The organism is Aquirhabdus sp. (genome assembly GCF_046462495.1).
Lineage (GTDB): Bacteria > Pseudomonadota > Gammaproteobacteria > Pseudomonadales > Moraxellaceae > Aquirhabdus.
The window spans coordinates 215,922-239,526 of sequence record NZ_JBKGVE010000009.1; the positions used below are offsets into that span (position 1 = coordinate 215,922).

The following is a 23,605-nucleotide window of genomic DNA, read 5'->3' on the forward strand; positions in this document are numbered from 1 at the left end:
ATCTCTATCAGATATGGCTTAAGACGTTGAATAGTGCTCATCCAAAGGGGTTACAACGATGTCGATTCATAAATTATCCATTCAATCTTATTATACTCAAGCCACGGCTCTTGCCGCTGAATATGACCACGGATATCTTAAGCCCGAGCGACAGGAAAATCTAAGAATTGTAGAAGACTGGTTACCGGATTTCTTTTCTAATGCCAAAGTCCTTGAAGTTGCTTGCGGCACTGGATATTGGACTCAATTCATTGCCCCGGCAGCCGAGCATATCGTCGCGATAGACACCGCTCCTGAAACAATACGTATGGCTCGAAAACGCATAACGAATAGTAAAGTCTCTTTTATTGACGGGGATGCTTACGAACTTGAGCATGATATCGGGAAATTCAACGCGGCCTTTGCAGGATTTTGGTTCTCTCATATTCCCAAAGCAAGGCGCCGCGAGTTTTTACTCGGAATCAATGCGTTACTTGAACCGGGTTCAAAAGTTATTTTGATCGATAATCGGTACGTTGAAGGGAGTAGTTCACCGCTGACCCAATACGATGCTCACGGTAATACCTACCAGACTCGAATTCTTGAAGATGGTACAGCCCATCGTATTCTAAAAAACTTCCCATGTGCTTCTGAATTCAAATCATTAATGATGGATCTGGGGCATCAATGTAAATTTACGAATTGGGAGTATTTTTGGGCTTTTGAGTATGAAACCCCTTCCTAATGATATGAAAATCATCATTTCCAAAAAGAGATCTGATGCTACATTGAGAGTCTAGATGATGAATATTTTTAAAACGTGTTCTATCTGGTCTATTCTTTTTGCCCCACTCCTTTGCCACGCCTCTACGCTCAACGTCAAGGCTGGGGCATGGGAGGTGACCACATCAAGCACAGTCAAAGGTATCAACATTCCCGCTGAGACGCTGGCAAAGATTCCTCCTGAAATGCGTGCCAAAATTGAAGCGGGAATGAAAGCCAATCAAAAACCTCATGTGACTAAAAGTTGCATCACACAAGCAGACCTTGATCAAAACAAAATGCTGAGTAGCAATGAGTTTGGCTCTTGTACGAGGAAAGTGATTTCAAGCTCCCCGACTAAAATGACTTTAGAAAGTACTTGCCCAGCACCTCATGCCTCAACAGCACTAATCACCGTTGAGGCACTTAATCCAGAGAGTATGACGGGAAGCATTGATATCACAGCAGCATCTGCAAAGACGCATATTGATATCAAGGGGCATTGGTTGACGCCGAGTTGCGCAGGGATAAAGGGACGACCAAACTGGAAAGCAAAAATGGAGTCTTACCATCAACAGTTACCGCAAAGCAGTGAGTAATTTTTTTTAAATGAAGCTGAATAAGCATCCAGCTCCATATTTGCATCGAGCACTAGCGTGCTAACTTCTCAAGCAGTATCGATTGAGCCATATGTAACGGCTCACCTTCTTTAGGGACTACTCGCTCCCATATGCCTTCTTTGGTCAAGTTCCAAGCCTGTTGATTATCTTCAAGATAATTCTGTAGACCTTGTTGAATAATCCTACGACGGAGATGACCATTGTCTATTGGGAAACACACCTCAACGCGAGAAAATAAATTACGATCCATCCAATCGGCACTGGCACAATAGACCTTAGGTTCTCCGCCACTCCCAAAGTAATACACTCGGGTGTGCTCTAGAAAGCGACCGACGATTGAACGTACAGTAATATTCTCCGACAATCCTGGAACTCCTGGACGTAAACAGCAGGTCGAACGAATAATCAGCTCAACTTTCACACCAGCTTGTGATGCTTTATAGAGCGCGTCAATCAATTGACGTTCAGTTAAAGCATTCACTTTAACGATGATATGGCCACCTTTGCCAGATTTTGCAAAACCAATTTCTTCATCGATATATGCAAGAAGTTGCGGATGTAGAGTGAATGGTGCATGCAATAACTTCTGCAATTTTGCCGCCTTCCCCATACCTGTCAGTTCTTGAAAGATTTTATGAACATCTTCAGATAACTGTGGATTTGCCGATAGTAAACCGTAATCAGTATACATCCGAGCATTACCAGCATGGTAGTTTCCGGTCCCTAAGTGTACGTAGCGGGTCAGTTTGTCACCTTCACGGCGTACGACCAGAATCATTTTAGCATGTGTTTTATAACCAACAATTCCATAAACAACGACAGCCCCTGCTTCTTGCAGGATGTTGGCCACTTCCATATTGGACTCTTCATCGAAGCGTGCACGTAGTTCAATAATAGCGGTTACTTCTTTACCCTGACGTGCTGCATCGGCCAATATTTGTACAATCTCGGAGTCAGCACCACTGCGATATAGTGTTTGTTTGATTGCAAGAACCTGTGGATCGCGTGCAGCTTCACGGAGAAAATTAATAACCGGTGCAAACGACTCAAAAGGATGATGAATCAAAATATCCTGTTTTTTAATTGCTGCAAAAATATCTTCTGATGTTTTTAGAGCCGCCGGCATTGCTGGCGTAAAGGATTTATAGCGCATTTTTGGTCGATTAAAGTTCGACAATAAACGCGCCAAATTTACAGGGCCGTTCACTTTATATAATTGTGTTTGATTTAAGCCAAAACGACGGAGCAAGTATTCGACAATATTTTCTGGGCAATGGCTAGTGACTTCAAGTCGTACAGCCCGTCCAAAGCGGCGAGAGCTGAGTCCACCTTTCAATGCTTTCGCGACGTCCTCAGCTTCTTCATCAAACTCCAAGTCGGCATTTCGCGTGACACGGAATTGATGACAACCAGTGGCTGACATTCCTGGGAACAACTCACTCACGTGTTCATGAATAATTGCCGATAACATCACATGATGTTCGAATCCACCTGTCAAATGATCTGGCAAACGAACTACACGTGGGAGTGAGCGTGGTGCCGGAACAATTGCAAATTTTATATCACGACCGAAAGCATCTTTACCATCTAAGGTAACGATGAAGTTCAAGCTTTTATTGACCAAGCGAGGAAATGGGTGTGCTGGATCCAAGCTAATCGGTGTTAATACAGGTAGAACTTGTTCTCGGAAATATTGATGAACCCAAGTTGCTTGGTCATTGGTCAGCTCTTCGCGTCGCAAGAAGCGAATATTTTCTTCGGCAAGTGCGGGTAATACTTCTTCATTTAAAATTCGGTATTGACGATCAATTGCGGCATGTGCCGTTTCTGAAATTTTTGCAAGAATCTCAGATGGATGCATGCCATCAGGAGTCGTTGTATCATCACTATAGCTCAACTGCTGCATCAAGCCAGCAACGCGAACCTCAAAAAATTCATCCATATTGCGTGAGAAAATGAGTAGGAAAACCAAGCGCTCAATGACTGGGTGTAATGGATCAACAGCCTGCTCAAGTACGCGTAAATGAAAGTCTAATAAGGACAGATCGCGATTCAGATAGCGAACGCTTTGATCGTATTCAATCGCTTCAGAAGTTTGGACGGCCTGATTCATGATATTCCTAGTTTTTCAAATTAGTATGGTCAAAATGGGGTGAATATATGCAGGTTGCAGGTATTGAAGTCTGTTTGAAATAGTGTTGTAACAATCATTTGCATGTTCCCCCTATATTGTGGAGATGGAATATGACAGTTTATTGACAACTGCTATGTCATATCTTATTCAACAATATCTCAAATTACATTTGCCGCATCAACTCTATTCAGGGGTACGAGAGTACTCCATATAACGCCTAATGAGTCCAACGCGACGTAGCATTTTTCGATCTTTAGGATTCACTTGATAATACACAGGATTTGGCACAAGCCCTGCCAGTTTCGCAGCTTCAGTGGCATTAATTTGTGATGCTGATTTGCCGTAATAATATTGAGCCGCTGCCTCTATTCCATAGATACCACGTCCAAACTCAATCACATTCAGATACACTTCTAAGATACGCTGCTTGCTCCATATCCGCTCCATCATCCATGTGATGATTGCTTCTTCGCCCTTGCGGATATAAGAACGCTGATTGGTTAGAAAAAGATTTTTAGCAAGCTGTTGACTAATCGTTGAACCTCCAGCTACGACATGCCCTTTTTTATCATTCTTTTGTAGCGCGGCACGGATACCATCCCAATCAAATCCATGGTGGTATATAAATTTGGCATCCTCCCCTGCAATCAATGCACGTTTTACATTGATACTAATATTTGCATCATCGACCCATTGTTGATCAAGAGGCTTTCCTTCAGAGCTCCAACTATAAGCACGCATAAACATGGAGTGGTGAACAGGAAAGTGCTGCCACCATAACAAACATGCAAATACCCAGAGCTGAACGGCAAGGAATAATGACACTAGAACCAACAGGCTGCGAATCAATAGAGCTTTCATGTACGCCTAAGCATCAAAAAAGTTAAGATGGCTTAAGCATAGCTGATTTCACGATGATTCATGGCCGCAAACAGCGCCTCTTGAAAATTAAATGAATGCTTTTGATTCTGTTTTCAGCAAATACATTGAATATTGGAGTCTTTTTTCAAGTTTACCCCATCTAACCAAGGTCTATTAAATATCGATGACATGGATTCTATACGGCACTGAGGGTTGTCATTTATGCGAAAGCGCAGCACGTTTAATCCAGCAGTTTACAGCGGCTCGTTTTGTTGATTGGTACTATCAAGATATTATCGACTTGGCACTGGAAGAAACGGAACGATTAGGTTTATTTATTCCCGTTCTCAAGATCAAGCATGAGGAGCATCATTGGCCCTTTTCATTGGTTGAACTTTTACAGTGGCACCACGAACAATATCAGACCGAAGCCCTTTTAAAGCCCATCTGAATTTTTTAAAATCAACAGATTAGGAGTTGATAGAGCATGCTTTTATCTAACTGGAAGACTTTGGGATTAACTGGATTTTTTCTTTTAATAAATGTCTTGGTTTTTTCTCTTGAAACGGTCAACGGGGTCAATGTTTTTAGCCCGTCAACAGTTGATTTACTTCGCTGGGGTGCTAACTTTGCGCCACTGACATTGACTGGGGATAGTTGGCGGTTGTTCAGTAATATGTTTTTGCATATAGGCATCATCCATTTGGCTGTGAATTGCTGGGCACTCTATGCTTTTGGTATCTATACAGAATTTTATTATGGCAGACTCTACTATTTGGGCTTGTATTTAAGTGCAGGCTTAGTCGGAAGCTTAGTGAGCCTTATGCATAATCAAGCTACCGTAGAGATGCTGCTTAAGGGTGATATCCCACCAATTAGTGCAGGTGCATCTGGCGCAATCATGGGTTTAGGGGGAGCTTTAATTATTGCGGCGTGGCGGCCTAAAAGTGGACTGCTGATTACTCAGACGTTGAAATTAAAACCGCTATTGGTCATTATGGCAATCAATTTTGCATTTGGCTTAAGTGTTCGAGGTATCGATAATGCCGCGCATTTCGGTGGATTATTGACTGGAGCACTGGTCGGACTAGTTTTTTCTCTTACGGATCAACGATCACCAACGATTAAAACGATATTCAGAATCAGTATTTTTTTTCTTTTATTAATCGTCAGTTGGATCATATTGCATCAGCTTCAAGCACAAGCCTCAGCGCTTTTACCCATTCGCGCGGATATATTGTCAGAGTTGAAACCTCGCCGATGATCAAAGATTGAGTCTGCGACCAATATAAGGAGATAACACTGCTCTTTGAGAGTAGATGTTATATCCTGTAGATGAAAAGTAGTTTTTTACTTTATAGTCCTAGGGTTGCCAGATTTGGGCGCTATACTTAATTTAATATGAAGTTTTGATTTTTTTCACAATGCCTAAAAAATAGCATCAAAAGCGGTGCTAGGTTAGTTGTCATATTTTATGCTAAAACAGGATTTTTGAATGTCTATACACCCCGATCCATCCATTAATACGCGTAATGTATTGGGTGAGCCTTTGGCAAGCTGTTGTTTTAGCCCAATAACGGGTTATTACCGCGACGGATTCTGTCATACCGGATTACAGGATTTCGGTTTACATACGGTTTGCGTGCAAGTGACTGCAGAGTTTTTGAGCTTTTCGATGCAAATGGGGAATGATTTGGTTACGCCAATCCCTCAATTTGATTTTCAGGGCTTGGTACCAGGCGACTATTGGTGCTTATGTGTCACGCGCTGGAAAGAAGCTCTGGATGCTGGGGTTGCACCGAAAGTCAAATTGGAAGCATGCCATGCTGCGGCATTGTCGGTGGTTACCTTAGAAGAGCTACGTGAATATGCTATTTAGTAAATAGATTGTGATTTAGGGCTCTTTGAAAATAGTCTATAAATTTTGATTAAAGATAATTAATTTTTTCGGGATAATTCGCGCTAAAATAGCCTTCTACCCAATTCGCTGTCTGTAACCCTTTAATCACGACACTCATGTTCGTGAATAAAAGCTATTTATATCAATTCATCTACACAGAGTGACTCTATGTCTGCGATTACACTTAATCAATATCTTTTGACTCGTCAAGCCAATAGCCATTCTCCAAGACGTATTAATCACTTATCCGTAGATCTTACACAATTGATTTTGCAAACAGCAATTGCATGTAAAGGGATCAGTGCCGCACTACATAAAGGTGCTTTGGCAGGGATTTTGGGCAGTGCAAATACAGACAATGTTCAGGGTGAAACACAAAAAAAACTGGATATTATTTCTAATGTTTTAATGGTCGATACATTGCTTGGTGGTGGACAGGCTGCGGCGATTGCTTCTGAAGAAATGGATGAAATGATCGTGGCTAGTGATTCTGGTCGCTATCTGATTTTATTTGATCCTTTAGATGGTTCAAGCAATATTGATGTCAATATGAGCGTAGGAACGATCTTCTCGATTTTAGAGCGCCCAAATAGCAATGCAGTCACGACCGAAGATTTCTTTCAAGCGGGTCAACATCAGGTTGCAGCAGGATACGCATTATACGGTCCTTCAACACTGCTTGTTTTAACATTAGGTGATGGCGTCGATGTGTTTACACTAGATCGTGATCTCGGAGAATTTATTCTTACCTCTGAGAAGTTGACGATTCCTGAAGATACCCAAGAGTTTGCAATTAACATGTCAAACCAGCGTCATTGGGAACCCCCTATGCAGCGTTATATTACCGAGTGTCTCGAAGGTAAAACGGGTGTGCGTGGTAAGGATTTTAATATGCGTTGGGTTGCGTCCATGGTAGGTGATGTACATCGCATTTTGATTCGTGGCGGTATATTTATGTATCCCTACGATCTTAAAGACCCGAAAAAAGCAGGAAAATTGCGCCTGATGTATGAAGCCAACCCGATGAGTTTTTTAATTGAGCAAGCCGGCGGTGCTTCTACGACAGGTCGCCAACGTATTATGGATGTTAATCCTGATGGGTTACATCAACGTGTTCCTGTAGTATTGGGGTCGCGCAATGAAGTGTTACGTGTAACACATTATCATTTATCGCCTAATTCCGAGTTTCAAGAGTAATATAATATATTTCAAGGCATTAGCGCCTAGTTCTCTTAGCTCCAGTTTAAGGTATTGTTTGTTATATGCTTCCCGAGAAACCTTTTTTGCCGATCACTTCACGCGACAATCCACGTTTAAAGCATTTACGTGGATTGCTTGAGCATGCAAGTGTTCGACGAAAGTCGAGCCAAACGGTACTTGAAGGCATTCATTTATTGGATGCGTATCAACGCGCAGAAAAAATCCCAGATAGTATCTTTCTTGCTGAAAGTGCACAAACGCACCCTGAAGTAAATGATCTATTAGATGCATGGCCCAGCGTGGCACGTTTTGTTCTGCCAGATGCACTATACAAAGAAATGCGTACCTTGGGTCAAGGCATCGATATTATGGCTTTGATTGATACCGCATTTACAGCATTGCCTGAGCAATTGGATGCGGATGTTCTGATTCTTGAGGATGTTCAAGATGCGGGTAATGTAGGCACGCTTTTACGTACCGCTGCAGCCGCAGGGATTAAACAAGTTATTTGTACAACAGGTACTGCCCTAGTCTGGTCACCTCGTGTTTTACGCGCGGGTATGGGCGCTCAGTTTGGCTTACAAGTTATTGAGCATGCGGACATTAGAGAGATTCTTGAGCGTTTAACTATACCGTTACATGCAACAAGTTCGCATGCAGATCAGAGTTTATATGCGCTGAATCTTAGAACCCCAATTGCATGGCTCATGGGAAATGAAGGTCAAGGAGCAAGCCAAATTGCTTTAGAGAATGCAATTTCAGTCAGTATCCCACAGCCTGGTGGCCAAGAGTCACTTAATGTTGCGATTGCAGGGGCGGTATGTATGTTTGAAATGGTTCGGCAAAGATTGATTTAGTCTCCTCTTTGGTTATCGTTGCAGAATCCAGTACTACACGCCATGCATTTAACTTTGCTTCAAATGACATTCCAGCATGTGCGGGACTGGTCGATGGCAATCGCAGATATTCAATGTCGAAATTCTTAACTTTAGCTAGAGTATGACGTTTAAATGATGCTTCAGCTTTTGCACCATTGAAAAAAACGTGTCTGATCTTTGGATAATTTTGGAATAAAGTTTTAAAATCGTTTTCAGTTTCAGTCTCTGTCACAATACTTGAATCTAAACTGCCATCACGTTGACACGTTTGGAGTACATCCCAAAGCGCTATGCCTGAGGACTTTAAATGCACCAGTTTTTCTGGATATGGTGCGTGCGGATTAATATTCAAGAGCGCTGACATGATGCGCCAAAACGCATTTTGTGGATGCGCATAGTATTGCTCCTCATTCAAAGACTTAATCCCAGGCATACTTCCTAAAATCAAAACGCGAGCAGAATCAGAGATCACGGGTTCAAAGCTACGGATCAGACCACTCATGATTCAGCTCGCATCATCACAATCATCGACATTTAATCGCTCCAGCCGGAGCGTTTACGAATTTCAGTCAAGGTGACTCGATGTAATAGCTTGCCATTCTCAAAGATGGGTAGAAGCAGATTTTTTCTTCCCGCAAGCTCATCTAAGCGAATCGTTTCAATTCCATGCTCGGTTTCAATAACTGCTAATCTTCCGCGCTTACTGCGTTTAGCTTGACTGGTAATCGGGTCTTTGTAAACATCGCGCCAGATACCACCGACATCTGCAGCACTTGCTTTCATTGCCCAGCCCAATGTGTCGCGATCTACTTGCTGCAATAAACCACCGCCCATGCCAAATGCTAAATTGTCTACGCTAAACCCAGCAGCGATAATTGCATCTAAAATTTTCTGCAAGCTCACTGCGTTGATACCATCTCCTTGGATAATGCGTACATAATCAGGTAGGACCTTATAGCCTTTTTGATTGATACGATAGCCGAAGCGTACGGCTAAGCGCTCCAGTGACTCTCGCACAATTTTGACTGGATCGCCACTGTCAGGGCGAATCACCAAGACACCGCCTTGTTGCCTGACCTCCTCACGCAGCTCGCCGCCCCACAGATTATCGATGGCATTCCACAGGTCGTAACTATCACTCACCACCGCTACGATTTTTCCGGGGCCACCAAATTGACGGAGCATATTACGATAGGCATCCACTTCACCTTCTCGTCCCCATGAGGTAATCGTGCTGTGCTCCGCAGCAGGAATTGAAAATCCTGCGATTTTTTCTGGAGTTGTCATTCCATACCAGCGAGATGCGGCAATCAAACTGCTGACAGTGTCAGTCCCCATGAAATTCACCAGATGCCCTAAACCACCCAGTGCTGCACTTTCTAAGCTTGAGACACCACGTGCGCCAAAGTCATGGAGTTTGAATGGTAGTCCGCTCATAGATTCACAAGTTTTCTCCATTGCACAGTGAATAATCTGGCGACAGGCATAACTTTGACTTGCCACTGTCGATGGATACCAAACGGCACGCAATAATGCTGTTTCAAGAAAACTCGTTAGCCAATAGCATTGCGGATCGGTATTAATGATTTGTAGCACGGCATTTTTTGCAGGAAGAACAGTACCTTCAGCAAGTGCTTCGATTGCAATAGGCAGGAAGCCACTATGATGATCAACAATATATTGCCAACCGTCACGATGAAAGGGTACGCCATGCGCATTTAATAGTAATGCAGCCTCTTCAACATCTGCTAATGTGATCGGATGTGATAGATATTCAAGTAAGAATGCCTGTAGGCCAAAAAATACCACATCAGAAAACAACCCGCCACGCGGTTCGATATAGCTTGAGATAAAACGAGTTTCGGGAGGATATTGCAGCCAATGCGAGTATTTATAACTATCGCTATTCAGCAGCATGTTGCCAAGGCGGTTCGTTAATTGACCGATTTGATGTACGGATGCCATGTCAGAACTCCTCTGTCGGGCAGTGAATAATAAGAGTCAGCCGTCTATCGGCTCGCCTCCTTTTGAACATCTTAAAATTGATCTACAACAATTATGACGATCACAATCCGATCATTTCATTCATGATGGCGTAGTGATCTTCGTATAATAAATCTGGCGTCACGTTGGCTAAAGGCACCCAAAAAGCACTCTTGGCATCATCTCCCCCTTTCACCCGTGGCAAGCCTTCAGGGTCATTTTTTAATGCAAAGTAAAATGCATGCGTAATTGTACGGCCGCGTGCTGAGCGATAAGGGTCATCAAAACTGCGCTCACCATGTAGGGACCCGCGGAGCACTGGATCAGGGACTTTAAGCCGTGTTTCTTCACGGAGCTCACGGATACAAGCATCTACCAATGTTTCCCGCTCACCAATAAACCCACCCGGCAGTGCCCATAACCCACGCCCTGGCATTGCTTTACGTTCTACAAGTAAAATATGACCAGATTGAACAACAACAGCATCGACAGTCACAAACGTTGGTGGATAAGGTGAGCGTTCCCATTGTTTACGATAGGTATCGATAAACCATGCTTCTTCTTGCAGAAGTGCATAAGCAGAAGTTTTCTTAAATTCAGTAAGCAATCTAGAGGTACTTTCAGGTACGCGATCTGGCTGAGGCATGGCACCCAGTAAATAACTCTCCCGAATTGGTGTTGCTGAAAGACCTTGATAGTTTTCGACAGGAACAGAAGGCCAATGAGGAAACAGGGAGGGGTAGTAGGATGTCTTGTCTTTGCTATGGCCAATTAAGCCAATTCGTGCTTTATCTTTTTTTTGATAGTCGACATCAACCACCGATGCGACAGATTGTTGAACATGTACCACCCAACGCGTATCGTTATATAGGCAGTCATTCAAAGGAACACAGTGGATCCGTTTTGCATCATCTGCATGGAACGCAGCTAGAATCATTCGTACACGCTCGTCATAACTAAAAGCATTACGTGTACTACGTGGTAAGAATGCAGAGCCAATCAGCACGATCACTTGACGACTCCGCGCAAGTGCGGCACGGATTACGGACTCATGTCCAAAATGAAATGGTTGAAAACGACCAATAAACACGAGGTAATCGAAGTCAAATGCATCATTTGATGAGCGATCTATTTCAGATTCGTTATTCACGCGCAAGCTCCTTGGCGTTAGTGAGTGCACCATCGTCTATCGAAGTGCACGTCTTGAATCTAATAGACGACAATGCTTATTGTCAATACGTTCGTGTATCGCTTATGAAACTGGAGCTATCCAGCCAAGGCATTCAGCCCACGAGCTAAATCCAGTTGGATATCTTCGATATCTTCCAGCCCCACCGCGATCCGAATGAGCCCTTCGGTCACACCGGCCAGTTGCTTAGCTTCAGCAGATAAACGACCATGCGTTGTTGTCGCAGGGTGGGTTATCGTGGTTTTGGTATCACCTAAATTTCCCGTAATGGAAAGCATTTTAGTTGAATCAATGACCTGCCAAGCCGCCACACGACTCTGCTCTGGCGTATCCCCTTTGACCTCAAAGGATACAATTCCACCGAATGCACGTTGCTGGTTTTTTGCCAATTCATGACCCTGATGGCTTGGCAAACCACTGTAATAAACTCGCTTCACGGCAGGATGTGCTTCTAACCAAAATGCTAATTTCAACGCACTGGCTGAATGGGCTTCCATACGCAAACGTAAAGTCTCTAATCCCTTTAGAAACACCCATGCATTGAATGGACTCATTGAGGGTCCAAGCGTACGAGTTACGAGGAAAACCTCTTCTAACAATTTTGCACTACCCACGACTGCACCACCCAATGCTCGTCCCTGCCCATCCAAATATTTCGTTGCCGAATGGATAATCAAATCGGCGCCAAAATTGAGGGGTTGTTGCAGGGCTGGCGTACAAAAACAGTTATCTACGGCAAGTAGGATATCGTGTTCATGTGCAAGCGTTGCCAGAGTTTTCAGATCTGCTACTTGCGACAAAGGATTACTCGGTGTTTCACAGAAAAAAAGCTTTGTTTTTCCGGCCTGAATTGCACCTTTCCACTGGGCCAAATCGGTTAAGTCAACAAAAGTTGTACTTACCCCGAACTTACGCATGTATTTATCAAATAATGCGGTTGTGGTTCCAAACACGGCACGTGAACAAACAACGTGATCACCAGCAGCAAGATAAGCCATCGCAACTGACAGAATGGCTGCCATGCCTGATGCTGTAGCAACGCAGCGTTCCCCGCCTTCTAAGGCAGCTAAGCGCTGCTCAAAAATACGTACTGTCGGATTAGTAAAACGGGAGTATATATTGCCGGATTTCTCACCCCCGAATACCTGTGCGGCCTCAGCTGCACTGCTATAGACAAATGAAGAGGTCAGAAAAATTGGTTCGCTGTGTTCTGCCTCATGGGTTGGAGTATGGCCTGCACGAACAGCTAATGTATCAAAAGAAAATTGTGGTTCTGCAAGACCATCATTATCTTGGTTAATTTCGTATTGCAAACCACGGGGTAAACGCTCAGGTAAATCACTCATGACACTACTCATTGGGATAAAGCAAAAAAAAAAATTGGAAAAATTAACATTCTTCACATATGCATAAATTCTTTAAAGCTTATTATTCAGCATTCAATCAATGCATTGTGAAAGCCACTATCCAGTACGTCAAGCACAAAATCATGTGCTTGTATATCTCTAAGCCACAAACAAAAAGTTTGAAGCATCATTGACCTTATGCACTTTAATTTTGCGCGGCATGCCAACAGATAAACACCATGTTTATTGTTAAACTAAACAAATTGATCAGGCTTTGCTAAAGCATAAGTGCTGCATTAGAATTCATCGCTCTTTTTATCACCACCACATTCTAAAAATTACTGTATTCAGGTTTGGAGTCACGTTCATGTCGTCGTCTGTTAAGCGTTCTTCATTAAAGCAATCACGCTTTAAAGTCCCTTCGATAAAGAAACTGACAGAGTCTGCTCGATTTATTAATTTACATGACCGTATGTTTGATAGTGAGAGTCTTGTTCAAGCAGGTAAAACCCCTTTTACTGTCGTTTCCGATGATATTCAAGAACAAGGTCTCATCAAGTTACGTCATTATCCAGCACTTGAAGGCTTCCCAACACGTCATCGTGTGCCTGTTGTCATCGTTGCGCCACTCGCTATCAACATGCTGGTCTACGACTTGTTTGAGGATCGCTCTCTGGTTCGCTATTTATTAGAGCAAGGTTTCTCTGTCTATATGACCGACTGGGGAAGCCCAACACGGGAGCACTCGCGCTACAACTTTGAAGAATATGTGCTGAATTTCTTGCCCAAACTGCTTGAACAAGTAAGACAACACAGTAGGTCTCAGGAGCTATCCTTGCATAGCTGGAGCATGTCGGGAGTTTTCACTCTTCTCTACGCCGCCGCAACTAAAGATCCTAATATTCGAAATATTATCGTCTTAGGAACCCCCGTCAGTGCTTACCTCTCGGGTACCAATGGTGCACTCTTTCAACGTGCAGGCAAAGCCATGAATTGGATTGAACAGCATACTGGCTTCCACCCTCGCACACTTCCTGCTGGTTTATTGCATTCTTATGGGTGGGCCAATGCCCTCGGTTTTAAACTCTTAGATATTCAAGGCACTTTGAAAGGCCATCTATCGATGCTACGTCAACTCGATAATCGCGCCGCAGTAGAAAGTCATGCGACACATGGGGCATTTCTCAATCATATGGTTGATTATCCAGGTGGAATCAACCGAGATATGCTCATTAAAGTCTGGATGGATAATGGTCTGGCGCATGGCGAGTTTAAAATTGGTGGCAAGATTGTTTATCTGAAAGACATTCATGCTGCCTTACTTGCGGGTGGTGGTCGATCAGATACCATGGTCACCATTGATGCCGTACGACCATTGGTTGATCTTGTCGGTAGTCGTGACACCACCTTTGCCACATTGCCGGGTGGTCATGTGAGTATGATTGCGAGTGAAGCGGCGGCCAAAGAATTTTGGCCTATTCTTGGCGAGTGGTTAGCAAAGCGCTCAGATTAATTTTTTATCAATCAAGTTTAAAACACATATTTTTGAAAAAATATGTGTTGAGGATCCACTTTTGACTCTAAGATGCGCCATATATTGCACAGTTATCGATAACTTCGGTGACGTCGGCGTGTGTTGGCGTCTTGCACGACAGTTAGCCCATGAATACGAGATGGATGTTGTGCTGTGGGTTGATGATCTCGCCAGTTTTTCCAAACTTGCGCCAACATTAGAAGTTGACTTATTTCAGCAGAAATTGGATCAGATTACTGTTTGCTTATGGCAGGAGAATGATCTCACTGATATTCGTGAACACTTTGACTTGGTGATTGAAGGGTTTGGTTGTCGTTTACCCGACGCAATGATCAATAGAATGGCTAAGCAATCCGCAGATGGGCAACCCCCGTTTTGGATTAATTTAGAATATCTCAGTGCTGAAGCATGGGTTATTGACTGCCATGCCATGCCATCTACTCACCCACAAACGGGTTTGATTCAATACTTTTGGTTTCCAAGTTTCTATGCACAAAGTGGCGGTTTAATTCGAGAAGCTTCGTTATTCAATAGATATCTCGATCATTCAAGTATTCAATCCGATTTTTGGAGCGCGTTAGGCATTGGTGATGCAATGCATTTCGATCGACGTATTTCACTCTTTGCTTATGAGAACGTAGTTATTACTCATTTGTTGTCTGATTTAGTATCCGACCATGTCTCAACACTCTTACTGATTCCGATGAGTAAAGCACTCACTATCGTGAGTAAGTGGGTGGGTCGTGATTTAGAGGTTGGTGATCGAATCACTTTTGGGGCATTAACAGTCGCTGTTCTCCCCTTTATGAATCATACTGACTATGATCAGTTACTTTGGGCGTGTGATTTAAATATTGTCCGTGGCGAAGACTCATTTATTCGTGCGCAATGGTCCGGAAAGCCATTACTTTGGCAAATCTATCCGCAAGAAGATGATGCTCATCTTTTAAAACTTGATGCATTCGTAGATTATGTTACATCCAATGTTGATATTCATCCTTCTTGGCGACAAGCTATGAGCGCTTGGAATGATGCAAATACCCAAGATCACCTCTGGACTTCTTATCTGGCTCAGTTACCCAACTGGACCGTCTCTGCATACCATTGGCAGAAACATCTAACCAAGCAGTCAGATCTCGCGAGGCGATTAATGCATTTCTTTTCCAAAATGACTGCTAAAAGTTAAACATTTTATAAATAACCTTCAAATAATCATAAAACCGGATAACAACACACATAACAGTCATGAATTTGGTTAAAAAATCGGGTAGAATCGCGCCTTACCGAAACGCTCCATAGGATTCACCCCACATGAAAACCGCACAAGAAGTCAAATCTGGCAACGTAATTATGGTCAACGGCAACCCTATGGTTGTTTTGAAAACCGAATTCAACAAATCAGGCCGTAACTCAGCCGTTGTCAAAATGAAAATGAAGAACTTGTTGAATGAACAAGCTCAAGAGTCTGTATACAAAGCTGATGAAAAGTTTGATCAAATCATTCTTGAAACACGTGATGTGACTTACTCTTATTTCGCTGATCCAATGTACATTTTCATGGACGACGAATTCAATCAGTATGAAGTTGAAGAAGAGAACTTAGGCGATACCAAGAACTTCATCGAAGATGGCATGACTGATGTTTGTGAAGTTACCATGTATGAAGGTAAAGCAATCTCTGTAGAATTGCCAACGATCATCGTACGTGAAGTTGAATACACCGAGCCTGCAGCTAAAGGTGATACTTCAGGTAAAGTCACCAAAATTGCAAAATTAAAATCAGGTTATGAGTTGCAAGTTGCGTCATTCATCGAAATCGGCGAGCGCATCGAAATTGACTCACGCGATGGTTCATTCCGCGCACGCGCTAAAGGCTAATTTTGTTTTCTAAGTGATGCTTTGAAAACAAAATGTCTGCATGTTAAAAAGAGAGCTTAGGCTCTCTTTTTTTATGACATGAGTTATAGGACCGATTATGCATCCTAGCAAAGTGGATCGAAATCTTCTCACTCAACTGACGGATCTTCCTAACATTGGGAAGGCTTGTGCGGCAGATCTACAGTTGCTCGGAATTTCCAAACCTCAGCAACTGGTCGGTGTGGATCCCTATGCTTTATATGAATTGCTTTGCTTAAAAACAGGAGTTAGGCATGACCCGTGTATGATTGATACCTTTATTTCAATTACTCGCTTCATGAATGGCGAGGAAGCAAAGCCATGGTGGACGTATACGGCTGAGAGAAAACAGAGCGTTAGTTCAAGCACTAAAATTAAATAATAATCTTTTGGATACTACCAAAAATCTTATCGCCGGCATCCCCTAATCCAGGCACGATATAGCCGTGCTCATTGAGCCCTAGGTCAACTGAAGCGGTATAAATCTCAACATCGGGATGAGCATCAGCTACGCGTTTAATCCCTTCTGGTGCTGCGACCAGAACCATGACGCGAATATCTTTACAACCACATGCTTTTAGTACATCAATTGCCGCAACGAGTGAGCTTCCTGTCGCAAGCATAGGATCGATAATCAGACCTAAGCGATTGGCGATATCAGGAACCATTTTCGAATAATAGGTTCGGGCTTTTAGTGTTTCCTCATCCCGCTCCAACCCGAGCACACTTACTTTTGCACTGGGGATCAGGTTTAAAACGCCATCAAGCATCCCGATTCCTGCCCTTAGAATCGGCACTACAGTTATTTTCTTGCCTGCAATTCTCTGAACAGTCACTGGACCTGCCCATCCTGCAATCTCTTGGTCTTCAAGCACGAGGTCTTTAGTCGCTTCATAGGTCAAGAGCATAGTCACTTCTTGCGCAAGCTCACGAAAGTTCTTGGTGCTGATATCTGCGCGGCGCATTAAACCTAATTTATGACGAATCAGCGGATGACGAATTTCGTGAGTAGACATAATCTAAAAACTCCAAAATTTATAGGTAAGTTATCTTGAAATCCGGCTAAAAGATATTAGCCATCAACCACATTTGACGGTAATCTTCGATTCGAAAATAATGGCAATAACTGTATTAAAACAATACACAGTAAAATTAAAATACAACCTAATATGCCCTCAAAGTCCAAAACTTCGCCAAGCAATAAAAAGCCAAAAAAGGAAGCAAATAACGTTTCAGAAGACATTACAATTGCCGCGTCTGCTGCTTGAGTATAACGCTGTGCAATCACCTGCCCTGTATAGGCAATACCAACCGATATTAAGCCCGCATAGAGAATTGCGGTGGATGCTTGTTCCATGCCCGCAAGAGAAAATGGTTCCTTTATTAACCCCCAAACGAGTCCTAAAACACCGGCAACAAAGAACTGTGAAAATGCAACGAGAAAAGGAGAGTTAAGTCGCTCAGCGATGCGTCCAACAAATACGATCTGTAGTGCCCAAAACGGACAACTTGCTAAAACCCAGCTGTCTCCAGAGCCAAAAGTGAGTGAGTCAATACCTGAAAGTAGACCTATGCCGATCACGCAGCCAATTGACAAGGGCCATACAGACCAGTGGGGTCGCTGACGCAGAATCAACCAGGATAATAAGGGCACCATAGGAACATAGAAGCCTGTGAGGAAACCGGCATTTGTTACGCTCGTACTGGCAATACCAACTTGCTGCAAGAGTGCAGCAACAAATAGAAAAACACCTAGCATCGCCAATTGAACAAAATCATTTTTTTTATAAAGATAAATATTTGTCTGTGGGATGAGTCGAATGGTTTGTTGTCGTTTTTTATATTCGCGGTATACCAGAGGTGAAATCGCGAGTGTGCCCAGCACAAAACGTAAACCTGTGAAGGTGATTATACCAACCCCCTCAAGATTTTTTTGCACAACAAAGGTGGTTCCCCAGATTAAAGAAACCACCAGAAGCAATAAATTTGCCTGTAAACGACTCATATGAGGGCAACGTAATTTATAAGAAAAGTAAGCAAGAAAAAGACTTTAAAATCATTTGGGCCAAGACTAGGCCTTAGTTCATTTAAAGTTTAATTTGAGGTTAAATTATACCAATATTTGACTCATTGGTATAATTTTATTTAATGAATAACCCCAGACTAAATCAATGATTTATTTGACCTAGAAATGTGCGAATACGAGGATTCTCTTGTGCAGAAAAAAACTGCTCTGGCGAAGCATCTTGCGCGATACAGCCTTGGTCAAAAAATAAAATCCGGTCACCGACTTCTCGTGCAAAGCCCATTTCATGAGTAACAACAATCATCGTCATGCCTGATTTTGCCAGTTCCTTCATGACGTCCAGAACTTCTTTAACCATTTCTGGATCAAGTGCAGATGTAGGTTCATCAAACAGCAGTACTTCTGGCTTCATGGCGAGCGCACGGGCGATTGCGACACGTTGCTGTTGTCCACCAGACAATGCAAAGGGATATTTTGAGGCATGATCCAGCATCCCTACTCGTTCAAGGAGCTGTAATGCTTCGATATTGGCTTGCTCTTTGGATAATTTACGAACTCGTCTTGGTGCAAGCGTAATGTTTTCAAGCACGGTCATATGGGGGAATAAATTGAACTGTTGGAAAACCATGCCAACTTCAGCGCGCAAAGCACTTAAGTGACGTAAATCGTCGTCAACTTCGATGTCGTTGATAATGATCGTACCGCTATCATGGCGTTCCATACGATTTAGCATACGTAATAGCGTACTTTTTCCTGATCCGGATGCACCTATAATGACGGCAACTTCGCCAGCATTAAAATGCGTACTGATATTTTGCAATACATGAGCACTACCAAAATATTTATTAACGTGGTCAATGGTAATTAATGGCTTAATCATGATTGTCGTCCCTCGACATCAAATCGACGTTCAACTGCATTTGAAATTTGCGTCAGGATAGTCGTCAACAATAAGTAAATGACTGCGGTCGTCATCAATGTTGGAATGGGCTGGAAGGTCTCGGCTTGAATCCGGTTGCCGACATTAGTGAGTTCCACTACACCGATGGCATAGGCTAAAGAGGTGTCTTTGAGCAACGCAATAAAATTATTGACTAGTGGCGGTAATGCCACTTTGAATGCTTGTGGAAAAACGATGTCAGTAGCCGTATGCCAAGCAGATAACCCTAAAGACTGTGCCGCTTCGACTTGCCCCTTAGGTACAGCAAGTAGGCCAGAACGAATTGCTTCGGCATTATAGGCCCCTGCATTCAACGCTAAAGCGATCGCAGCAGACGTGAAGTCAGAAAACTGGAGCGACGGTATAAAAATAGGCAATGCTAGATACACAAATAAAATCTGGACCAAAAGCGGTGTGCCACGGATAACCCAAATATAAAATCCTGAAATTAAGCGAATAAAACGAAAACGGGACAATTTACCTAATGCAGCGATCACTCCCAACACTACGCCGATTACCCCTGCAATAATCGCCAACTCAACGGTTATACGTGTGGCTTTAGCAAACTCTTGAGCGTTTTCACCGATGGGTGATGGGATGTGTGCCAGAGGAATCGCAAGCAACCAAAGGAATAGCAGTAAAATGGCGATGGCAATAGCAATCGTCGCCGAACTTTTGCTCTGTCGGCCCCAACTGGCAGGCCAGTTTAAAAATTTTAATGACACTAATTTTCTCAACTACTTAAATATCATGAACAATACAACAAGAACCCAATGTCCGTGATGTCAAATTCTATTTACAACGAATATCTTCTTTAAAATATTTATTAGAAATAGCCGCATAGGTGCCATCTGCAAGGATCTGGTTAAAGGCTTTGTTATAAGCTTCTGCTAATGGAATATTTCCTTTGGATACAAGAGCGCCTACTTTTTCAACAAAAACAAAATCACCAATTTTAAGTCCAGATGCGGGATTCGCTGCGATCGCAGCTTTAGCCAAAAACTTGTCCGAAACCCATGCATCAGCACGTCCCATGGTCACAGCAGCTTGAGCATCAGTATCTTTAGGGAAGGTTTTGATATCTTTAATATTTGGAACTTTTTTGAGATTTTCGAGATAAGATGTCCCGACTTGAACAACCACATTTTTTCCTGCAAGGTTTGCCACACTACGTATTGCAGGGTCTTTGGACACAATGACCCCACCGGTACAATAATGGGGCGTTGTAAACGTGACGACTTTAGCGCGTGATTCAGTAATTCCATGCGATGCAATAACCAGATCCCAGCGATCTTGTTGTAGGCCAGCTATGAGCGCATCAAAACCCACACTTTTCCACTCAACAGATAGCCCCATTTTTTGAGCAACCGCATTGGCAATGTCGATTTCAAAACCTGTGAGTTTACCTGCTTGGAAGTAATTAAAGGGGGTAAACTGCCCTTCCGTCGCAATGATGATTTTATGATCTTTTTCTATGGCAGACAGTGAGCGCGCATCAACCCTTTGCAACGGCAGCAATGCAAGCCCTGCCAAAATGCCTGTTATACTTAAAGATACGATATTTTTAGCTTTCATACTCATTTCCTGCTTGTCAATCATTGCAATCTATCAATCATGGATATCATTATTTCTCATCGTGCCGAATCATTATATTTTCGACGCTCAGCAATGTTCAGCAATATATATACCAAAACTGATCTACATGTTCATCATCGGGTGATCTTATATCTTTGTAATGATAATAAAATATCATCGATAGCGCAGTATCACTTTTGATACGAATGACGTCATCTGCGAACCTTCGCAATCCGTCATGACTGTAATAATATGCTTTGAATCAGTGCATTAAGCGAATTTAAAGTTATGACTAATCTTCTGAAGCTTCTTACATATTTTGCAAAGGGTGCGATTGTAAGGTCTCTTTTATAGATGTGGTTAATTTATTTTCTAAATGGTAAAATTAAAAGATGTCAAAAAAAAAATAACTACCGTCTAAATCGACATAGACATTTAATCTATAGGCATATTTTACAACGTAATATCGACGGAGGAACCTGAAAAATGACTCAATCAATCGCATTTCTTGGACTTGGTGCTATGGGCTGGCGTATGGCTGCTCATCTACCGAAAGCATTTTCGGATGTACGGGTTTGGAATCGTACATTTAGCAAAGCCGAAGCCCATGCCGTACAGTTCGGCACACAGGCCAGCTCAATCGAGAATGCCGTTCAGGCCGATGTCATTTTTTCATGTTTATCGACCAGTGCAGAAGTCGAAGCATTAATTGCTGCCTCTCCACCTAAAGCAGGAAGCATCTGGATTGATTGTACCAGTGGTGAACCGACTTCCGCTCAGCGTCTTTCTGCAAAGCTTGCAGAAAATAACGTTCACTTCTTAGATGCGCCTGTTTCTGGTCAAACTATTGGTGCTGAAAAAGGGATTTTGACAGTGATGGTGGGTGGTGATGCGGTTGCACTTGAACGTGCACGCTCTGCAATTGAGCCTTTTGCTGGATTGATTGAACATGTTGGGGGGAGCGGCGCAGGTTTTGCGGTTAAGGCTGTCAATAACATGTTATTGGCCGTTAATCTTTGGTCTGTTGCAGAAGGGTTTAGCGCCCTAAAAGCTCATGGTGTCAATCTTGAAAATGCGCTCACTTGTATTAATGCTTCAAGTGGTCGTAGCTTGGCATCAGAAAATACATTTCCTCAACGTGTATTAAATCGTGAGTTTCCATTGACGTTTGCATTGAATCTACTCGCAAAAGATACGGGCATTGCGATTGATCTGGCGCACAGTGCAAAACTCCCCTCTCCTTTACTTGCACTGACTCAAAGCCTATACCGTGCTGCGAGCAATAGTCTGCCAGAAGACAGTGACTTTTCTGCTGTGGTGAAGTTGTTAGAAAGCTGGACAGGACAAGTCTTAGAAGTTTAAGTCCACACATTCACGATTATTCATCAGCATACATACTTGAGAAAATCGATTGAACGAGCCATCTCAAATGTTAAGTCTGCGTCAGTTAAGCGCATCAAATCCACAGGACATTGATGCGCTTTTTCTATTGTTTGAGCAAGCGTCTGACTACTTTCGTATCATTGAAGATCGGCCACCTAAATACAATGATGCCTATCTTACGCTGACTGAACTTCCCCCACTAAAAGGCATCGAAGATAGGCTATGTATGGGATTTTATATAGACCAACAGTTGGTTGGATGCATCGACCTGATTAGGGGATATCCAGAAACACATATTGCCTATCTGGGTCTGTTGTTTTTCTCTAAGAACCACCAGAGACAAGGTTTTGGAAAGGAAGGCGTGCAGCATGCAATTCAAATTTCTAAATCTTGGGGCTGTACTGTGCTTCGTTTAGCGGTAATTGAAACCAATCAACTTGCATTTTCCTTCTGGCAAAGACAAGGTTTTCAAGAAATTTATCGTAAATTCCTTTCCCAATATACAGGTCAGGCGATTGTGATGGAGCGGCATATCTAGAGTTTATGATCAGGTATAGTCCTATTTAGGAGTTTTAACTTGAGAACAATTGGTTTAATCGGTGGCATGAGTTGGGAGTCCACCATGCCTCACTATCGAATGATCAATCAAACTATTAAAGATCATTTAGGTGGTTTACATTCAGCAAAAGTCATTCTTTATAGTGTTGATTTACAGCCTATTGTAGAGCTTCAGCACACGGGAAATTGGTTAGAAGCTGGTCGGCAACTTGCAGAAGTTGCTTTATTACTTCAAAGTGCGGGTGCTGAAAGTATCGTGCTTTGTACCAATACCATGCACAAAGTTGCGCCTGCAATTGAAAGAGTCGTGAATATCCCCCTACTTCATGTCGTAGATGTCACTGCGGAGGCTATTAAAAAATCCAATTTTAAAACCGTGGGACTACTCGGCACGCGCTTCACAATGGAACAGGATTTTTATCGGAAAAAATTTGAGATTGAGCACGATATAAGTATTGTGACTCCCAATGAAACTGATCGTGAAACAGTCCATCAAGTGATTTACCAAGAACTGTGTTTAGGGAAAACTCTAGATTCGTCACGTACGGAATATCTTAGGATCATACAGCGATTAATAGATAATGGCGCTGAAGCAATTATTTTAGGCTGCACCGAAATCTCAATGCTTGTACATCAGGATGATTGTTTTGTACCACTTTTTGATACAACTGCACTGCATGCAAAATATGCTGCGAAATGGGCCTTATCTGAGTCGTATTAATTCATCAATACTTTTAGCCAACGCATAAAGCTGCCCATAATCTTTTTTTAATGTGAGTGATAAGTTTAAGCGATAAAAGCTTTTAATTATGATCGACCATGAAAAAAGGCACGCTTTGCG

25 protein-coding genes are annotated in these 23,605 nt (G+C 42.7%); 14 read left to right on the plus strand and 11 right to left on the minus strand.

Annotated elements, in window-relative coordinates; all coding sequences use genetic code 11:
• The first annotated feature begins 58 nt into the window (after positions 1-58).
• Positions 59-724 (plus strand): class I SAM-dependent methyltransferase, encoded by a 666-nt coding sequence (locus ACLHG7_RS11700; protein WP_410211189.1) that lies wholly within the window; start codon positions 59-61, stop codon positions 722-724.
• Between the two features lie 55 nt (positions 725-779).
• Positions 780-1,340, plus strand: a complete 561-nt coding sequence (locus tag ACLHG7_RS11705; protein WP_410211190.1) for a DUF3617 domain-containing protein — start codon at positions 780-782, stop codon at positions 1,338-1,340.
• Positions 1,341-1,392: 52 nt separating this feature from the next.
• Here the strand turns inward: ACLHG7_RS11705 and ppk1 are convergent, their stop codons facing one another.
• Complete coding sequence (ppk1, locus tag ACLHG7_RS11710) at positions 1,393-3,474, minus strand: polyphosphate kinase 1 (RefSeq protein ID WP_410211191.1); 2,082 nt, start codon at positions 3,472-3,474, stop codon at positions 1,393-1,395.
• A gap of 204 nt (positions 3,475-3,678) precedes the next feature.
• Positions 3,679-4,356: a monofunctional biosynthetic peptidoglycan transglycosylase gene (mtgA, locus tag ACLHG7_RS11715; RefSeq protein WP_410211192.1), complete on the minus strand. Its 678-nt coding sequence runs from the start codon at positions 4,354-4,356 to the stop codon at positions 3,679-3,681.
• Positions 4,357-4,540: 184 nt separating this feature from the next.
• Here mtgA and ACLHG7_RS11720 point away from each other — a divergent pair, with 184 nt between their 5' ends.
• The 5 genes from ACLHG7_RS11720 (at position 4,541) to ACLHG7_RS11740 (ending at position 8,313) form a co-directional block, all read left to right on the plus strand.
• On the plus strand, positions 4,541-4,807 hold the full coding sequence (locus ACLHG7_RS11720; protein ID WP_410211193.1) for a glutaredoxin family protein: 267 nt from the start codon (positions 4,541-4,543) through the stop codon (positions 4,805-4,807).
• 36 nt (positions 4,808-4,843) lie between these two features.
• The gene (locus ACLHG7_RS11725; protein ID WP_410211194.1) at positions 4,844-5,620 is read left to right on the plus strand and encodes a rhomboid family intramembrane serine protease; all 777 of its coding nucleotides are present in this window, start codon (positions 4,844-4,846) and stop codon (positions 5,618-5,620) included.
• A gap of 231 nt (positions 5,621-5,851) precedes the next feature.
• Positions 5,852-6,235 (plus strand): DUF2237 family protein, encoded by a 384-nt coding sequence (locus ACLHG7_RS11730; RefSeq protein ID WP_114898871.1) that lies wholly within the window; start codon positions 5,852-5,854, stop codon positions 6,233-6,235.
• 189 nt (positions 6,236-6,424) lie between these two features.
• Positions 6,425-7,453, plus strand: a complete 1,029-nt coding sequence (locus ACLHG7_RS11735; protein WP_410211195.1) for a class 1 fructose-bisphosphatase — start codon at positions 6,425-6,427, stop codon at positions 7,451-7,453.
• Positions 7,454-7,518: 65 nt separating this feature from the next.
• The gene (locus ACLHG7_RS11740; RefSeq protein ID WP_410211196.1) at positions 7,519-8,313 is read left to right on the plus strand and encodes a TrmH family RNA methyltransferase; all 795 of its coding nucleotides are present in this window, start codon (positions 7,519-7,521) and stop codon (positions 8,311-8,313) included.
• On the opposite strand, the gene ACLHG7_RS11745 is transcribed toward ACLHG7_RS11740, so the two are convergent.
• The 4 genes from ACLHG7_RS11745 to ACLHG7_RS11760 form a co-directional block, all read right to left on the minus strand.
• Entirely contained in the window at positions 8,252-8,836 is a 585-nt protein-coding gene (locus tag ACLHG7_RS11745; protein ID WP_410211197.1) for a DNA-deoxyinosine glycosylase, read from the minus strand. The two genes, ACLHG7_RS11740 and ACLHG7_RS11745, sit on opposite strands and share 62 nt — an antisense overlap.
• A gap of 32 nt (positions 8,837-8,868) precedes the next feature.
• A complete protein-coding gene (locus ACLHG7_RS11750) occupies positions 8,869-10,299 on the minus strand; it encodes a nicotinate phosphoribosyltransferase (RefSeq protein ID WP_410211198.1) in 1,431 nt (476 codons plus the stop codon).
• A gap of 100 nt (positions 10,300-10,399) precedes the next feature.
• Complete coding sequence (locus ACLHG7_RS11755; protein ID WP_410211199.1) at positions 10,400-11,467, minus strand: bifunctional nicotinamide-nucleotide adenylyltransferase/Nudix hydroxylase; 1,068 nt, start codon at positions 11,465-11,467, stop codon at positions 10,400-10,402.
• A 116-nt stretch (positions 11,468-11,583) separates the two neighbouring features.
• On the minus strand, positions 11,584-12,807 hold the full coding sequence (locus ACLHG7_RS11760) for an O-succinylhomoserine sulfhydrylase (RefSeq protein ID WP_410211255.1): 1,224 nt from the start codon (positions 12,805-12,807) through the stop codon (positions 11,584-11,586).
• Positions 12,808-13,219: 412 nt separating this feature from the next.
• Here ACLHG7_RS11760 and ACLHG7_RS11765 point away from each other — a divergent pair, with 412 nt between their 5' ends.
• From ACLHG7_RS11765 to ACLHG7_RS11780, 4 genes are all read left to right on the plus strand, one after another.
• On the plus strand, positions 13,220-14,365 hold the full coding sequence (locus tag ACLHG7_RS11765) for an alpha/beta hydrolase (protein WP_410211200.1): 1,146 nt from the start codon (positions 13,220-13,222) through the stop codon (positions 14,363-14,365).
• Between the two features lie 61 nt (positions 14,366-14,426).
• Positions 14,427-15,572: an elongation factor P maturation arginine rhamnosyltransferase EarP gene (gene earP / locus ACLHG7_RS11770; RefSeq protein WP_410211201.1), complete on the plus strand. Its 1,146-nt coding sequence runs from the start codon at positions 14,427-14,429 to the stop codon at positions 15,570-15,572.
• 125 nt (positions 15,573-15,697) lie between these two features.
• Positions 15,698-16,264, plus strand: a complete 567-nt coding sequence (gene efp, locus ACLHG7_RS11775) for an elongation factor P (RefSeq protein ID WP_410211202.1) — start codon at positions 15,698-15,700, stop codon at positions 16,262-16,264.
• A 97-nt stretch (positions 16,265-16,361) separates the two neighbouring features.
• Positions 16,362-16,664, plus strand: coding sequence for a helix-hairpin-helix domain-containing protein (locus ACLHG7_RS11780; protein ID WP_410211203.1), 303 nt, complete (start codon positions 16,362-16,364; stop codon positions 16,662-16,664).
• Here the strand turns inward: ACLHG7_RS11780 and upp are convergent.
• The 5 genes from upp to ACLHG7_RS11805 form a co-directional block, all read right to left on the minus strand.
• Entirely contained in the window at positions 16,657-17,298 is a 642-nt protein-coding gene (gene upp / locus ACLHG7_RS11785) for a uracil phosphoribosyltransferase (protein WP_410211204.1), read from the minus strand. The genes ACLHG7_RS11780 and upp overlap by 8 nt on opposite strands.
• Positions 17,299-17,354: 56 nt before the next feature.
• Positions 17,355-18,263, minus strand: coding sequence for a DMT family transporter (locus tag ACLHG7_RS11790; protein ID WP_410211205.1), 909 nt, complete (start codon positions 18,261-18,263; stop codon positions 17,355-17,357).
• A 187-nt stretch (positions 18,264-18,450) separates the two neighbouring features.
• Complete coding sequence (locus tag ACLHG7_RS11795; RefSeq protein WP_410211206.1) at positions 18,451-19,188, minus strand: amino acid ABC transporter ATP-binding protein; 738 nt, start codon at positions 19,186-19,188, stop codon at positions 18,451-18,453.
• Positions 19,185-19,973 carry an amino acid ABC transporter permease gene (locus ACLHG7_RS11800; protein WP_410211207.1) on the minus strand — a complete coding sequence of 263 codons (789 nt, stop codon included), beginning with the start codon at positions 19,971-19,973 and terminating at the stop codon, positions 19,185-19,187. The genes ACLHG7_RS11795 and ACLHG7_RS11800 overlap by 4 nt, the downstream gene beginning before the upstream one ends.
• A 67-nt stretch (positions 19,974-20,040) precedes the next feature.
• Positions 20,041-20,823, minus strand: a complete 783-nt coding sequence (locus ACLHG7_RS11805; RefSeq protein ID WP_410211208.1) for an ABC transporter substrate-binding protein — start codon at positions 20,821-20,823, stop codon at positions 20,041-20,043.
• A 486-nt stretch (positions 20,824-21,309) separates the two neighbouring features.
• On the opposite strand from ACLHG7_RS11805, the gene ACLHG7_RS11810 reads away from it, so the two are divergent.
• The 3 genes from ACLHG7_RS11810 (at position 21,310) to ACLHG7_RS11820 (ending at position 23,485) form a co-directional block, all read left to right on the plus strand.
• Positions 21,310-22,185, plus strand: coding sequence for an NAD(P)-dependent oxidoreductase (locus ACLHG7_RS11810; protein WP_410211209.1), 876 nt, complete (start codon positions 21,310-21,312; stop codon positions 22,183-22,185).
• Positions 22,186-22,252: 67 nt separating this feature from the next.
• A complete protein-coding gene (locus tag ACLHG7_RS11815) occupies positions 22,253-22,744 on the plus strand; it encodes a GNAT family N-acetyltransferase (protein WP_410211210.1) in 492 nt (163 codons plus the stop codon).
• Between the two features lie 39 nt (positions 22,745-22,783).
• Positions 22,784-23,485: an aspartate/glutamate racemase family protein gene (locus ACLHG7_RS11820; RefSeq protein WP_410211211.1), complete on the plus strand. Its 702-nt coding sequence runs from the start codon at positions 22,784-22,786 to the stop codon at positions 23,483-23,485.
• Positions 23,486-23,605 lie beyond the last annotated feature (120 nt).

Bases quoted from the DNA above. Each gene is read 5' to 3' on its own strand.
- ACLHG7_RS11700 (WP_410211189.1), top strand. From the start codon at position 59: ATGTCGATTCATAAATTATCCATTCAATCTTATTATACTCAAGCCACG.
- ACLHG7_RS11705 (WP_410211190.1), top strand. From the start codon at position 780: ATGATGAATATTTTTAAAACGTGTTCTATCTGGTCTATTCTTTTTGCC.
- ppk1 (WP_410211191.1), bottom strand. From the start codon at position 3,474: ATGAATCAGGCCGTCCAAACTTCTGAAGCGATTGAATACGATCAAAGC.
- mtgA (WP_410211192.1), bottom strand. From the start codon at position 4,356: ATGAAAGCTCTATTGATTCGCAGCCTGTTGGTTCTAGTGTCATTATTC.
- ACLHG7_RS11720 (WP_410211193.1), top strand. From the start codon at position 4,541: ATGACATGGATTCTATACGGCACTGAGGGTTGTCATTTATGCGAAAGC.
- ACLHG7_RS11725 (WP_410211194.1), top strand. From the start codon at position 4,844: ATGCTTTTATCTAACTGGAAGACTTTGGGATTAACTGGATTTTTTCTT.
- ACLHG7_RS11730 (WP_114898871.1), top strand. From the start codon at position 5,852: ATGTCTATACACCCCGATCCATCCATTAATACGCGTAATGTATTGGGT.
- ACLHG7_RS11735 (WP_410211195.1), top strand. From the start codon at position 6,425: ATGTCTGCGATTACACTTAATCAATATCTTTTGACTCGTCAAGCCAAT.
- ACLHG7_RS11740 (WP_410211196.1), top strand. From the start codon at position 7,519: ATGCTTCCCGAGAAACCTTTTTTGCCGATCACTTCACGCGACAATCCA.
- ACLHG7_RS11745 (WP_410211197.1), bottom strand. From the start codon at position 8,836: ATGAGTGGTCTGATCCGTAGCTTTGAACCCGTGATCTCTGATTCTGCT.
- ACLHG7_RS11750 (WP_410211198.1), bottom strand. From the start codon at position 10,299: ATGGCATCCGTACATCAAATCGGTCAATTAACGAACCGCCTTGGCAAC.
- ACLHG7_RS11765 (WP_410211200.1), top strand. From the start codon at position 13,220: ATGTCGTCGTCTGTTAAGCGTTCTTCATTAAAGCAATCACGCTTTAAA.
- efp (WP_410211202.1), top strand. From the start codon at position 15,698: ATGAAAACCGCACAAGAAGTCAAATCTGGCAACGTAATTATGGTCAAC.
- ACLHG7_RS11780 (WP_410211203.1), top strand. From the start codon at position 16,362: ATGCATCCTAGCAAAGTGGATCGAAATCTTCTCACTCAACTGACGGAT.
- upp (WP_410211204.1), bottom strand. From the start codon at position 17,298: ATGTCTACTCACGAAATTCGTCATCCGCTGATTCGTCATAAATTAGGT.
- ACLHG7_RS11795 (WP_410211206.1), bottom strand. From the start codon at position 19,188: ATGATTAAGCCATTAATTACCATTGACCACGTTAATAAATATTTTGGT.
- ACLHG7_RS11805 (WP_410211208.1), bottom strand. From the start codon at position 20,823: ATGAAAGCTAAAAATATCGTATCTTTAAGTATAACAGGCATTTTGGCA.
- ACLHG7_RS11810 (WP_410211209.1), top strand. From the start codon at position 21,310: ATGACTCAATCAATCGCATTTCTTGGACTTGGTGCTATGGGCTGGCGT.
- ACLHG7_RS11815 (WP_410211210.1), top strand. From the start codon at position 22,253: ATGTTAAGTCTGCGTCAGTTAAGCGCATCAAATCCACAGGACATTGAT.